We start from the raw sequence: 13,238 nt of genomic DNA, 5'->3' as shown, positions 1-13,238 counted from the left end.
TTGTTACTCATGATTAGTACTCAACTGGTTAATTTCTTGAGTTAACTTTAAAGCAAAAACCCAATTGATGTTGAGTAATAGCGAAACACCGGTTTCTAGAGTTACAGCACCCAAAAAAGGTGAATTATTACTTGTAAATTCTTCATGAATTTCAATTTGCTGTTCATCAATGCTGCTCAATCCAAGTACTTTATCAACTATGAGTCCAATTTGATGTGTTTCATTAGACCTTTTTCCATCCTCTACTCGCACTTTACTCTCCTCAGCGACTTTGGAAAGAGGTTTATCGGAGCAAAGTAAGATGGGTATATTTAAAGGATATTCTTCATTGCGTATCAAGCCGGTACACATAGCTAAATCAAGTACAGGGATACATTTATTTTTAAGATTCATTAATCCTACAAAATATACTGGACATGATGGAACGATTTCCAGCATGGGCAAAGGGAGAATTTTCTCAATATAGTGCAGGTCCATACAAACGTGTATGTCATGCAAAAGAAAATGGAGAACTGTAAGGTTCTTGGGGAGCACTTTATATTCTTCCTTAATAATAATTTAGTAACACCATCACAGTGCATATAGGAAAATAATTTATTTTTATAGTTATAGATCTAATATGGTTAACGTACAAGGCAAGAGTAGGCCTTTTTGAAACCTTACTTTTAGAAAAGAGCAGGGATAAGATGTGCAGTATATGAAGCTTCAAGTTCATAACATCAAGAAATCAGTCAGTGGAATGACAAATCTGACTTTTGAGCTTCTTCAGGATTTTTTAACGCATCAATGGTATGTTGGAATGATTGGTCGGCTTGCTTGAGGAATTCTTCCTTTTCAATTTTTGGGCCGCCGGTTTTAGCATGTTCAACATGCCTATTCCAATTATTATCAAATTGTTCTTTTTCTTGGGGCCGCAAGCAATTCGAGTACATATTCGTAAGCTTATTTATATTAGAATTTTCATCCGCAAGGTTTGCTGTGGGGCGATTAACCCAAGTAATTTGAAATACCTGAGGCGGGCCAGGCGTATAATGAGTCTGTACATTATCCTCATCAACATTTAATCCAAGACCTTTCATTAAATGGAGCATCGCGTCTTTTCCGGCCTCCTCCCCCTTGGCTGGATGTTCTTTATTCGATAAGGATTGAAAAATCTCTTTAATTCCGGCATGAAACTTTGAGTCGACTTCTTGTGCTCTTTTTTTTATTTCTTCTTCGATATATTTTGCTTTTTTTTGTTTGAGGACGATTTTGTCTAATTCATTAAGCTCAGGGTTTTCAGGATATTTATTTTCGGCATCATCCAAGATTTTTTTTGCGGCTTCTTCACCCTCTTTGCCACCAAAAAGATAGGCCATTTGGTTAGCATAAGAATCGTCTTGAAATGTGTATCCGTTAACTTTTCCATCCTGTATATGAGTATTTAATAATTTGCCTTTTTCTTTCTTCTCGAGAGACACAATATTATCCTTTATTTGTTCAATTTAATTAAAAATTATAATTAATATTAATTATCTTATGATTGACTCTATGGGTTTTTACAAGAATTTTACAAATAAGTCTTAATAAGGATCAGGCAGAATTACCCTATTGTAAAACGGCTTAATTTTAATGTAGTTTTGAAAGCGCCACAGTAGTGTTTCGCAAGAGGCAATGTGGAAGTGAAGTAAAACCAGTGAGATAGGCTTTCATCCTAGCTATGAAGAGCGATGAGTTTGGATAGCCTCATTGCTCTTTAATAGCTAAAAAATTTAAAGATCAGCATGAATCTAAGTTTCTTCATGCGCAAAATAATTTAAATCCAATTCGCGAGCTGCCTTAACATCATCTAGCCGTTTGACCGGTAACGTATGGGGGGCGTCTTTTACCAAGTTTGGGTTTGTGGCGGCTTCTTCTCTAATGGTTTTCATGATGTGTACAAATTGATCTAACTCTTCTTTACTCTCAGTTTCTGTTGGTTCAATCAAAAGGCATTCAGGAATGAGCAGTGGGAAATAAGTGGTGGGGGCATGAACGCCATAATCCAGCAATCTTTTAGCAAAATCCATTGCTGTAACACCATACATTTTCTTTTCCGGACTTAAAGTGAGAATAAATTCATGAGAGGCACGTCGGCTTGGATAAGCTGCAGTAAATCCTGCTTTTATGAGTTCTTTAAGCAGATAATTTGCATTAAGCGTTGCAAATTCCGAAACACGGAGCAAACCTTCTTTACCGAGTACTCGTATATAAAAATAGGCACGCAGTAAAATACCAGCATTTCCCATAAAACAAGAAAGGCGGCCGATGCTTTGTGGATAATCTTGGTTTGTTGCCCATTGATATCCTGAGGCGGTTTTTTTCACTACAGGTAATGGTATGAAGGGGAGCAAACGCTTGCCTACGGCTACAGGACCTGCGCCAGGTCCGCCGCCGCCATGAGGGGTTGCGAATGTTTTATGCAGGTTTAAATGCATGACATCAAAGCCCATATCGCCCGGTCTTACCTTTCCTAAAATCGCATTGAGATTGGCTCCATCGTAATACAATAAACCACCAGCTTGGTGAACAAGAGCAGCAATTTCTTTAATTTGACGCATGAACAAGCCTAATGTAGAGGGATTGGTCAGCATGATGCCGGCTGTTCTTGGACCTAGTTTGCTTTTTAATTCTTCAAGATCAATATCACCATCTGCAGCGGTAGCTATTTCAACAATTTTAAAACCGCACATAACAGCAGAAGCCGGGTTTGTACCATGAGCCGCATCAGGGATCAGCATTTCATCGCGTGCTGTATCCCCTCGAGATTGATGATACGCTTTAATCATGGCAACCCCTGCAAATTCTCCTTGTGAACCCGCCATTGGCGTTAAAGAAACACCCGCCATACCGGTAATTTCAGCAATATATTCCTGTAAATGATGCAATGGTTCTAAAAGGCCCTGGCTATTTTCTTCTGTTGCCAAGGGGTGGCGGTTGAGAAAATTCGGCATTGATGCTGCTTTGTGAACTCCACGCGGGTTGTATTTCATGGTGCATGAACCCAGTGGATAAAAATTACTATCAATCGAGAAATTTTTATGAGACAAACGAGTAAAATGCCGTATCACTTGCAATTCGGAGCAGGCGGGCATTTTCGGGGGCATTTTTCGCTGCAGTTCAGCAGGAATGGCGTATTTACTGGTTGAAATTTTTGGTGCTTGGGCTGTTGCCTGCCGGTCTTTTTGGGATAATTCAAAAATCAACATAATTTGCCTTCCATTTTTTGAATAAATTCTTTAAGTTCAGCTCGATGATTGACTGGAGTAAATTCAATAAATTGATACTCGGCGATTTCTGCCAAATAATAAGGATCTTTTTTGAATATCGATTCCAGATAAGCTCGGTCAGTCGTGGCTGCAATAATAATTCCACCGGTACGTGGTTTCATAGGTCCTGAGACCAGTAGTAAACCTTGCTTATAATAGTAATCAAGAAATTCTCTATGTGCTTGCAGATACTTATCTACTTCAGTAAGAGGAACCAAATAGGTTAACTGGATTACAAACATGAGGCACCTCGTTGCGACATAATCGATTTCAATGTTTTTGCAAAAAGCATAATTTCTTCTTCAGTACGCATTTCAGTAGCGCAGACTAAAAGAGTATTTGCCAATTGCGGGTAATGAATCCCTGGCGCATATCCTCCAGTAATACCTGCGTCGGCTAATTGTTTTAATACCTGCTCAACAGGTTGATCGAGCTTGAGTAACGCCTCATGAAAATAAGGTGCAGCAAAAGCCTGCGTTACACCTTCAATTTGTGTTAAAACTTCCACTAACTCATGAGTGTTATGATGACATTGGCTGGCAACCTGGCGTAGCCCTTCTGCACCCAAAAGGCTCATATGAATGGTGGCTGCTGTAACCAATAAGCCTTGATTGGTGCAAATATTTGAAGTCGCTTTCGCACGGCGTATGTGCTGTTCCCGTGCTTGCAGGGTTAAAGTAAATCCTCTTTTTCCATCCTTATCCAAAGTACATCCGATGATTCGTCCTGGCATTTGGCGTACATGAGCCATACGAGTGCTTAAGAAACCAAAGTATGGGCCACCTGATGCCATAGGAGAGCCTAAAGGTTGACCTTCGCCACAGGTAATATCTACACCATGTTTCCCCCATAATCCTGGCGGTTTTAATAAGGCCAGAGATACAGGATTAACACAAGCGATACTAATTGTTTTGTTCTGATGAGCCCAGTCGCTGAGTTCATCTACTTTTTCCAGACACCCAAAAAAGTTAGGCTGAGCAATAACCAGTGCAGTGATATCTTCTCCGGTATATGGCTCTAATGCGGAAAGAGAAGTAATACCTTGTTTTTCATCAAAGGGTAAGGTTATCACTTCAATATGCTGGTTGCGCAGGATGGTTTCGATGGTTTCCCGATAAAAGGGATGAGTTGTGCCAGTGATTAATACGCGACTTGTTTTGCTGTGCTTATTAACCCGTACTGCCATTAAAATGGCTTCGGCTAACGCGGTAGCGCCGTCATACATCGACGCATTCGATACTTCCATGCCGGTTAATTCACAGATCATAGTTTGGTATTCGTAGAGTAACTGCAAAGTCCCTTGGCTCGCTTCGGCCTGATAAGGAGTATAAGCTGTTAAGAATTCACCGCGAGACGCGATATCCCACACTGCTGCAGGTATATGATGCTCATAGCATCCTGCTCCCATAAAGCAGATTCCATTACGGTTTTTATTCGCTAAATTTTGTGCTTCTTTTAACATGTCCATTTCATTGAGGCCAGATGGCATGTTTTGAAACCCTGCATATTGCAAGGACAAGGGGATTTCATCAAATAAAGCTTGGGTGTCTTGAGCACCAATGGCATCAAGCATGGTTTTGTTGTCTTTGGGAGTGTGTGGGATATAAGGCATGATTAATGTTCCTCAGCAATCTCATTTTGATATTGTTCAGCGGTTAATAAACCATTGATTTCGTCAGGATGACTGGGTTTCAATTTGACAAGCCAACCAGCAGCATAAGGGTCAGAATTAACAAGAGCTGGATTTTCGACAACCACTTCATTGATGGCAGTAACAACACCGCTAATAGGAGCATAAAAGTCAGAAGCCGCTTTTACTGATTCTACAACGCCAAGCTCTTCACCTGCACTTACTTTATCCCCAATTTCTGGCAATTCGACAAAAACCATATCGCCCAATAATTGTTGGGCATGATCGGTAATACCTATCGTTACTTCATTTTGCTCTTCTTTGAGCCATTCGTGGGTATTCGTGAATTTTAATTCATTCATTGTCTTATCCTTATTTAATTATACAGTCTGGGTACAGATTTTGCTTTTTTTCTTCCTGAGCTGCAAGTTTAGCTTTTTATTAACTTAATTCCGATGTTTTTAAATTGCCTTTCCTGCTTTAACAAAACGTGGCTTACCTACCTTTGCAGGGACTAATTTACCGCGAAGGTCTACCATCACTTCATCACCAGCTTCAATTGGAACCCTTGCTAAGGCTATGGATTTTTCTAGGGTGGGTGAATAGCTGCCGCTGGTAATAATCCCATCAGGATGACCTGGAATGATTACTCTTTGTCCATGACGCATAATGCCTTTATCTAATAAGGTAAGTCCTACCATTTTTCGCTTTATCCCCATTTGTTTTTGGGAGAATAAAGCACCCATTCCGATAAAATCACGATCTGCAGGTTCCCATTTAATGGTCCAAGAAAGTCCTGATTCTAATGGACTGGTGGTAGTATCCATATCTTGGCCATAAAGAAGCATGCCGGCTTCCAGTCGCAGCGTATCGCGGGAACCCAAGCCGCAAGGATGCACTCCGGCTTGCATTAAATCATTCCATAATTGGACTACGGCTTCTTGGGGTACAATAATTTCGAATCCATCTTCTCCAGTATATCCGGTGCGGGCAAAAAACCATTGTTCCACATCCACACATTCAAAATGGGTTAGCGTTGAAACGGCATCAATTTGGGCAGGATTAAGAATTTTTAGTGTTTTTTCAATGGCATTAGGTCCTTGGATGGCAATCATGGCCAATTCTCTTCGCTCTTGCAAGCCAACAGCAAATCCTTCGCTTTTTTTGCGAATCCAGGCTAAATCATTGTGTCGGGTCGCTGAATTTAGGACAACTCGATAATTATCTGAAGCACGTTGATAAACGATGAGATCGTCAATAATTCCTCCATGTTCATTACACATGCAACTGTAAAGCGCTTTTCCATTGTGTTCGAGCTGATCCACATCATTCGTTAAAAGCTTGCGCAAAAATTGTCGGCCGCCGGCGCCAAGAATATCAACAATGGTCATATGTGAGACATCAAACATGCCTGCATCTTTACGAACAAAGTGATGTTCATTAATCTGCGAGCCATAATGCAAAGGCATATCCCAGCCATGAAAATCGACCATTTTAGCGCCACATGCTTGATGTGTGGCATGAAGGGGGGTTTTAGCAATCATTGTACGTCCTTTTTCAATCACCTTGATGTGAGTGATTATACCTATTGCGATATATACTGTATATTGCATACTGCATATTTCTTAGGACTACTTTAATGATTGGGCTAAATACTTGGCGTTGGGTGCTGGATTTAGGATGGCTGCTCTTCCTTTTAATTATCTTCAGGCATTTTTGGCGTGATAGACAAGTTTTGGTGCAAGCTCAGACTTGGTTACAAGTTAAAGGCCGTATTACTGCGTGTGAATGGACTAAAGTAGGCCATAGTGTTTGGCCTAAAATTGAATATACCTATCAAGTTTATGATAAGAATTTAACTGGGGAATATTTATTTTTAGATACAGCTCATAATAATCCGAACAGTAAATATTCTCGTGGGGTTGCTTATAAGGCGGCTATTGCCTTTCAAGAAAATGCAGAAATTGATGTTTATTACAATCCTAACCATCCGGAACAATCCGCTTTAGATGTAACCATACCAACCAAATTAAATATTATTTTGATTTTGATTGGTATGCTAATTGTCGTGCATTTGGGACTTATTGCTTGGCGTTATTTGGCGTAGGTTGGCTTGGTGGTGATGCGTTTGGAGTAGAAGTGCTGGGCGTACTTGCGGGTGTTGGCTCATCTTCTTCAACATCACATTTACAAGGTTGTTTGACAACTGCTGATTGTAAACTGGTAATGCTGTATCCTCGTACCCCTTGCCCTGATGGTGCAACCATAAAATTAATGGTTACTTTCAAGTGTTGTCGTTGTTGATATTGGGGATTCTGATAAGCGACGATGAGTCCCATGGTTGCCTTCCAATGTGTTGGATCAATATTCGTGATTTCGGGAGGTGCGGTTGCCACGGAACTTACAGTGTATAGGTTCTTTTGAACATCTTCAGGTAATTTAGAAGCATTTAAGGCATTGCTGTAGGCTATCCAGCCATCAGCCGTAAAATATTTAGCGATCTTTTTCTGATCTTCGAGATAATTTTTATAGCTGTAGGTATAGGTAGAAACAATTGCTTCGTTGACCCAGACGGATAATTGAGCTTGTTCCGGTTGTGCATAACTTAATTGGAAAAAAATCGATAATAAAACAAAGACTAATTTGTTATTCATGAGAATATCCTGATTACCAGGGTTTGTTTACAACCCCTAAATTCATAATTACTTTTTTATAGTGTAGCTTATTCAATACAAATAAAAAAATCCCCGGCTGCTGCCGGGGCAAATCTCATGTTTAGATAATGAATCCAAACACTGCTCCGCTTAAGAGGGGGTAAAGCAGAGCTAAGCATTCGGGGGAAATGCTCACTATATTAGACACCGAAACCATCAAAAAGTTCAATTTTTATTCAATTTATTCTGACTAAGATAATCTAATAATAAAAATAATGGTGTTATTTAAGGCGAAAAGCGTTTTATTCAGCTGCTTTAAGCTATCGATTATGTTGTCTTTATGGTATTTTATACCTTGAACCTAGAAAAAGCAGCTGAATCTTATACACATCGCTAAAAAACCAGGCCAGGCCCTATTCCGACGTCCCGCCCCTACGACTTGTTTGCGGGGTTGTACGCGGGATCCAGAAGATCTGCCCTAAAACACTGGACCCCGCGAACAAGTCGCGGGGTGTAGAGATGTGATCAAGAGACAGAAATAAGCAGGTGGGCTCGTATTAAGGAAAACTAATACCGTGCGGTAACCAAGAGTTTATCTAATATCATTATTAAGTTTCACTTGAATTTAATTAGAAATACTGCGTTCATAAGTTGCAGAGTGTATTTGGGTGTCGACAAAGTTATTGAGGAGGCATTGTGCGCGAAAGTCGGTTCTACTTTGCTAATCCTGATAGATTTGGCCGATATATAAATCGTTGGGATTTGCTGCTCCTTATTCTGATTTTTTCTGTCCTGTTTTTTTTGGGTTGGGCCGGTTCGCAAATGGCCACTCCATATCGGTTAGGACAACAGATACCTATTTCTTTGGATCCTGCCAATCTTCCTTTTTATGCACTACGTACCGTACTCCGGATGTTTATTGCACTGTTTTTTTCAATCATTTTTACGTTCACGGTAGGACTTTGGGCAGCTAAAAATCGTCGTGCAGAACAAATCATTATCCCGGCTATTGATATTTTGCAATCCATACCGGTTTTAAGTTTCTTATCCATTACCGTGACAGGGTTTATCCGATTGTTTCCTAACAGTTTGTTAGGACCTGAATGCGCATCCATTTTCGCTATTTTTTGTGCTCAGGTATGGAATATGACTTTTGGTTTTTATCAATCATTAAAAACATTGCCGCATGATTTGCAAGAAGTGTCTTCCATGTTCCGACTGTCGGCATGGCAACGATTCTGGAAACTGGAAGTTCCTTTTTCCATGTCGAGTTTGTTATGGAATATGATGGTTTCTATGTCCGCAAGTTGGTTCTTTGTGGTTTTATCGGAAGCAATTTCTGTAGCGCATCAAGACATCAGACTTCCCGGGGTAGGCTCTTACATCGCTTTGGCAATCCAACAGCGTGATTTACATGCTGTAGGCTATGCCATTCTAGCGATGGTGATTGTTATTTTTTTATATGACCAAATATTTTTCCGGCCTTTAATTGCCTGGTCCGAAAAGTTTAAAACAGAGCCTTCGCATGATGGAGCTGAATATCAGTCTTGGTTAGTGGATTGGATTCGCGGCAGTCGGCTAATGAAGCAGTTTGCTGAGGTGCTTAATATTTTTACCGATCATTTTATCAATGCGCGCTGGCTTAGGATAAATGAAGCCAAGGCAATTAAGGAAATTGATTTTAAAAAGCAGAAGCGTCTGGATCGCCTTTGGAGTCTCTTGGTTTTGATCAGTGTATGCTCTGGAGGGTGGTTTTTATTGCGCTTTATCCTTGCAGAATTGAAAGTCAGTGATATTTTGCATGTGTTTTTGCTTGGAGCAGCAACAGGTACACGAGTTCTTTGTTTGATTTTTATAAGTTCTTTAATTTGGATTCCAGTAGGTGTTTGGATTGGTTTAAGACCAAGAATTGCTCAAAAAATACAGCCTGTGATTCAATTTGTTGCAGCGTTTCCAGCGAATTTATTCTATCCTTTATTCGTGATTGCCATTGTAGCATTTCATTTAAACGTAGAAATATGGGTAACACCACTCATGATTCTTGGAACTCAATGGTATATTTTATTTAATGTGATTGCAGGAGCATCGACTATTCCACGAGAGCTCTATCTTGCTGCAGATAATTTTGGCTTAAAAGGATGGATTTGGTGGAAAAGGTTGGCGTTGCCTGGGATTTTTCCTTTTTATATTACCGGTGCCATAACGGCGGCAGGTGGTGCATGGAATGCCAGTATTGTGGCAGAGTTTGTAAGTTGGGGTAATACTACTCTTAGAGCTACAGGCTTAGGCGAGTACATCCAAGCCAGCACAGCTACGGGAGATTTTCCGCGAATTGCGTTGGGCACTGCGATGATGTGCTTGTATGTGCTCGCTTTTAACCATTTGATTTGGCGTCCGCTCTATCGGTTGGCGGAAGAACGTTTTAACTTTAATTAAAAGATACCTATGTCTGAAACCATTATTGCTATAGAAGGCTTGAGCAAGTCATTTAAAAAAGCAGCGGACCAAGATTTGCTTGTGCTTGAAGATGTGAATTTCAAGCTCCAAGAAGGGGAAATCGTTGCATTATTAGGGAAATCCGGTTCAGGAAAGTCCACTTTATTGCGTATTATCGCGGGCCTTATAGCACCTACACGAGGGACGGTAACCTATCGGGGTAAACCTGTTACCCGCCCTGTTGATGGCATTGCGATGGTTTTTCAATCTTTTGCATTGATGCCATGGCTTACCGTATTAGAGAATGTGGAACTGGGTCTCGAGGCGCAAGGAATAGGCCGTGAGGAGCGCAGGCATCGAGCAATTGAAGCGATTGATATTATTGGTCTTGATGGTTTTGAGTCTGCATTCCCTAAAGAGCTTTCTGGTGGGATGCGCCAACGGGTTGGTTTTGCACGAGCACTTGTGATTAATCCGGATGTTTTATTAATGGATGAACCTTTTTCTGCGCTTGATGTTCTGACTGCGGAAAACCTGAAATCTGACTTGTTGGAATTATGGAAAGAAAAGAAAACCAATACCAATGGCATTTTATTAGTAACGCATAATATTGAAGAAGCAGCAACATTAGCGGATAGAATTGTTATTTTTGGTAATGATCCTGGGTACATCCGCGCCGAATTACCTGTTACATTACCGCAGCCTCGCGATCCAGAATCGCATGAGTTCCGTGCTTTGGTGGATAAAATTTACACTTTAATGACTACTGGCCCCAAAGAAAAGGCAAAACGTGCGCAAAGAGAACGGCAAATCGGTTTGGGATATCGTTTGCCTGATGTCGAGCCTTCAGAGCTGACTGGTTTAATTGAAACAATGACTTCTTTTGAAGAACGAATTGATTTGCCGGAACTTGCTGATGAGCTGATGATGAATATTGACGATCTGTTCCCCATACTCGAGACTTTGGAAATATTAGGTTTTGCTAAAGTTTCTGCAGGGGATATTCAATTGAGTGATCTCGGCAAACAATTTGCTGAGGCTGATCTCCAAGAACGTAAACAATTATTTGCGCAGAGATTGTTGGAAAAAGTACCTCTTGCCCGCTACATTCGTCGTATTTTAGATGAAAAAGTAGGGCATAGGGTTTCCGAAGAACGGTTTTTGAGCAAGCTTGAAGATTACTTAAGTGAAAAGGAAGCAGAACGTGTATTGCGTACCATGATTGATTGGGGTCGTTATGCTGAGATTTTTGCTTATGATTTTAACACTGGAATTTTAAGTTTGGAAAACCCAGGTAAAGGAGTATAACACGATACATTTAAATTCTGAATTTGTATTAGCAAAACTCGGATCCCGTTATTTCATCAATGCTAAAAAAAATTTAACTATTAGTTCAAAAAATACTTAAATCACCATTATTTCTTTGTTACTATTTGTTCAGGTTGATCTAAGGAGGGATATTTAGCATGCAACACAAGCAAGAATTTAATGAACATTTCAAAATAATCCTCCTAGGTGATAACTTTGTCGGAAAATCGTGTTTGCTGCACACCTATTGCGGCGGTAATGTTTATAGTTCCGACGAGTACATGGACACAATGGGGGTTGACCAACAAATTAAACGGCTTAACGCGTTTAATAAAATAATTCAATTGCGTATCTGGGATGCTTCGGGAACTCCAAGACTGCACAAAATAGTCTCACCCTATTTTCGGCATGTTGATGGTGCCTTGATTTGTTTTGACTTAACCAATAAAACCTCTTTGCAGCATACGAAAGAACATATTGCGCGTTTAAAGGAAATTAAAAAAAATGTTCCTATGATACTTGTTGGTTGTAAAGCAGATTTGGGGCAATGTAGAGATATATACTCTGAAGAAGCAAGGAAATGGGCTAGCGAACTGGGACTTATTTATATAGAGGTTTCTTCTCTAAAAAAAGAAAATATAGCACAACCATTTACACAAATTACAGACCAAATATATATTGCCAATCAACTCCATAAGCTAAAACCTAAATTAGAAGAATCTTTGAATGGTTATTTAAAATTAATTAACCCCAAGAACCGTTCAAGTTTTTTTGCAGAACAGAACTTGGATTTGACCAAAGAAGGTGCACTAAGAGAAGAGTATAAAATGCTTTTTGATACATTGTTTCACTTGCGTAGTGTGGACGAGTTGGTTGAGGTGCATAGAAAAACAGCAGAACTTCTTGAACGTGCTGATCAACTTTATAAACAAGACAGTCCTTTTTTAAGTACCTTTGTATCAAGTTCACTCTCAACTGCACTGAAGCAAACATTAGATGTGTTAAGCGGATTATTGGCACATTTATCCGTTGCAAAAGAAGAACTGAAACAGCAAAAACCAGGAATATCTACAAGCTTGCTTTAACGCTTATTTGAAGGGAGACTGCAATAAAAGTGAAAATTAATTGTTGTTAAATCAATAACTTGGTTTGACGCTATAGTGGCTTCTTGACATAATTGATTATTGGATATGGTCTTTTTTCATCATTTATGAAAATCAATGAAGGCCTTAGATGGCTTAAATGGGGAATAATTATTGCTTTGATTACTGTTGCCTGGTTTTTTCAGCATGAAATTCCTACTCTAATCCATTGGTTGCGTTCATTAGGTTATCTAGCGGTTATTGGTTTTTGCTTACTTTATTGTTTTGCCTCTCTATTATTTTTACCAAACTTGCCAATTATTCTTGCAGCGGGTGCCTTATTTGGATTTTATTGGGGATTGGTGCTGAATTTATTGAGCGCACTACTCAGTGCGGTAATTGCATTTATGATTAGTCGTCATGTAGGGCTTGCTTGGTTATCAGGCAAAAAGAAACAACAATTAGATGGTTGGCTAAGACATATAGATTCTTATGGATGGAAATCACTCGCTTTGTGTCGTTTAGTCCCTTTTCTACCCTGTGCCATGATAAATTACGGGTATGGTTTCACCCAAATTAAAACTTCAGTATTTATACTAACAAGTTTTATTTTTTTTATTCCACTGAAAGTTGTGGAAACCTATTGTGGCTATTTGAGCGCAAATTTTTAAAACTTAATCTACTTAGTTAGGGATGACAGCTTTTTAGAGATGGCATCTTTGTTGATTCGTAGGGCATGAAAATACCTACGTTCCGCGCTTTATGCGCGGAATCCAGCCCGGTCTTCATATGAGATCGACTGGATGTCGTCCATAAGGCACGGTAAGTAGGTAAAAAAGAG

General features: G+C 39.8%; 13 protein-coding genes. 5 read left to right on the top strand and 8 right to left on the bottom strand.

From position 1 onward, the window contains the following. Positions 1-3: 3 nt before the first annotated feature. The 7 genes from A8O27_RS04095 to gcvT all read right to left on the bottom strand — a co-directional run bounded on the left by A8O27_RS04095 (position 4) and on the right by gcvT (position 6,461). On the bottom strand, positions 4-534 hold the full coding sequence (locus A8O27_RS04095; RefSeq protein ID WP_115684338.1) for a chemotaxis protein CheW: 531 nt from the start codon (positions 532-534) through the stop codon (positions 4-6). A gap of 197 nt (positions 535-731) precedes the next feature. Then, positions 732-1,460, bottom strand: a complete 729-nt coding sequence (locus A8O27_RS04090; RefSeq protein ID WP_058458354.1) for a hypothetical protein — start codon at positions 1,458-1,460, stop codon at positions 732-734. A gap of 309 nt (positions 1,461-1,769) precedes the next feature. Continuing rightward, positions 1,770-3,227 carry an aminomethyl-transferring glycine dehydrogenase subunit GcvPB gene (gene gcvPB, locus A8O27_RS04085; RefSeq protein ID WP_058458355.1) on the bottom strand — a complete coding sequence of 486 codons (1,458 nt, stop codon included), beginning with the start codon at positions 3,225-3,227 and terminating at the stop codon, positions 1,770-1,772. Continuing rightward, positions 3,221-3,529, bottom strand: a complete 309-nt coding sequence (locus tag A8O27_RS04080) for a YciI family protein (protein ID WP_058458356.1) — start codon at positions 3,527-3,529, stop codon at positions 3,221-3,223. Before A8O27_RS04080 ends, gcvPB begins: the two co-directional genes overlap by 7 nt. Next, positions 3,520-4,899, bottom strand: coding sequence for an aminomethyl-transferring glycine dehydrogenase subunit GcvPA (gene gcvPA / locus A8O27_RS04075; protein ID WP_058458357.1), 1,380 nt, complete (start codon positions 4,897-4,899; stop codon positions 3,520-3,522). The genes A8O27_RS04080 and gcvPA overlap by 10 nt, the downstream gene beginning before the upstream one ends. A 2-nt stretch (positions 4,900-4,901) precedes the next feature. Then, positions 4,902-5,279 carry a glycine cleavage system protein GcvH gene (gene gcvH, locus A8O27_RS04070; protein ID WP_058458358.1) on the bottom strand — a complete coding sequence of 126 codons (378 nt, stop codon included), beginning with the start codon at positions 5,277-5,279 and terminating at the stop codon, positions 4,902-4,904. A 99-nt stretch (positions 5,280-5,378) separates the two neighbouring features. Beyond that, positions 5,379-6,461, bottom strand: coding sequence for a glycine cleavage system aminomethyltransferase GcvT (gcvT, locus tag A8O27_RS04065; RefSeq protein ID WP_058458359.1), 1,083 nt, complete (start codon positions 6,459-6,461; stop codon positions 5,379-5,381). 95 nt (positions 6,462-6,556) lie between these two features. Here gcvT and A8O27_RS04060 point away from each other — a divergent pair, with 95 nt between their 5' ends. Next, positions 6,557-7,024: a DUF3592 domain-containing protein gene (locus A8O27_RS04060; RefSeq protein WP_058458360.1), complete on the top strand. Its 468-nt coding sequence runs from the start codon at positions 6,557-6,559 to the stop codon at positions 7,022-7,024. Here A8O27_RS04060 and A8O27_RS04055 read toward each other — a convergent pair. Beyond that, a complete protein-coding gene (locus A8O27_RS04055; RefSeq protein WP_058458361.1) occupies positions 6,999-7,571 on the bottom strand; it encodes a DotI/IcmL family type IV secretion protein in 573 nt (190 codons plus the stop codon). The genes A8O27_RS04060 and A8O27_RS04055 overlap by 26 nt on opposite strands. Positions 7,572-8,267: 696 nt before the next feature. Here A8O27_RS04055 and A8O27_RS04050 point away from each other — a divergent pair. The 4 genes from A8O27_RS04050 to A8O27_RS04035 all read left to right on the top strand — a co-directional run bounded on the left by A8O27_RS04050 (position 8,268) and on the right by A8O27_RS04035 (position 13,068). Then, positions 8,268-10,007, top strand: coding sequence for an ABC transporter permease (locus A8O27_RS04050; RefSeq protein ID WP_115684337.1), 1,740 nt, complete (start codon positions 8,268-8,270; stop codon positions 10,005-10,007). A gap of 9 nt (positions 10,008-10,016) precedes the next feature. Then, positions 10,017-11,315 (top strand): ABC transporter ATP-binding protein, encoded by a 1,299-nt coding sequence (locus A8O27_RS04045; RefSeq protein ID WP_058458363.1) that lies wholly within the window; start codon positions 10,017-10,019, stop codon positions 11,313-11,315. Between the two features lie 158 nt (positions 11,316-11,473). Next, on the top strand, positions 11,474-12,400 hold the full coding sequence (locus A8O27_RS04040) for a Rab family GTPase (RefSeq protein WP_058458364.1): 927 nt from the start codon (positions 11,474-11,476) through the stop codon (positions 12,398-12,400). 125 nt (positions 12,401-12,525) lie between these two features. Next, the gene (locus A8O27_RS04035) at positions 12,526-13,068 is read left to right on the top strand and encodes a TVP38/TMEM64 family protein (protein ID WP_058458365.1); all 543 of its coding nucleotides are present in this window, start codon (positions 12,526-12,528) and stop codon (positions 13,066-13,068) included. The last annotated feature ends 170 nt before the right edge of the window (positions 13,069-13,238 follow it).

The sequence above is a fragment of the Legionella bozemanae genome (assembly GCF_001648595.1).
GTDB lineage: Bacteria > Pseudomonadota > Gammaproteobacteria > Legionellales > Legionellaceae > Legionella > Legionella bozemanae.
The sequence above is the reverse complement of the archived record's forward strand: the minus strand, read 5'-3'. Positions and strand labels throughout refer to the sequence as shown.

Coding starts and splice junctions, on each gene's coding strand:
- gcvPB (WP_058458355.1), bottom strand. CDS start 3,227: ATGTTGATTTTTGAATTATCCCAAAAAGACCGGCAGGCAACAGCCCAA.
- A8O27_RS04035 (WP_058458365.1), top strand. CDS start 12,526: ATGAAAATCAATGAAGGCCTTAGATGGCTTAAATGGGGAATAATTATT.
- A8O27_RS04055 (WP_058458361.1), bottom strand. CDS start 7,571: ATGAATAACAAATTAGTCTTTGTTTTATTATCGATTTTTTTCCAATTA.
- A8O27_RS04045 (WP_058458363.1), top strand. CDS start 10,017: ATGTCTGAAACCATTATTGCTATAGAAGGCTTGAGCAAGTCATTTAAA.
- A8O27_RS04040 (WP_058458364.1), top strand. CDS start 11,474: ATGCAACACAAGCAAGAATTTAATGAACATTTCAAAATAATCCTCCTA.
- gcvPA (WP_058458357.1), bottom strand. CDS start 4,899: ATGCCTTATATCCCACACACTCCCAAAGACAACAAAACCATGCTTGAT.
- gcvT (WP_058458359.1), bottom strand. CDS start 6,461: ATGATTGCTAAAACCCCCCTTCATGCCACACATCAAGCATGTGGCGCT.
- A8O27_RS04080 (WP_058458356.1), bottom strand. CDS start 3,529: ATGTTTGTAATCCAGTTAACCTATTTGGTTCCTCTTACTGAAGTAGAT.
- A8O27_RS04060 (WP_058458360.1), top strand. CDS start 6,557: ATGATTGGGCTAAATACTTGGCGTTGGGTGCTGGATTTAGGATGGCTG.
- gcvH (WP_058458358.1), bottom strand. CDS start 5,279: ATGAATGAATTAAAATTCACGAATACCCACGAATGGCTCAAAGAAGAG.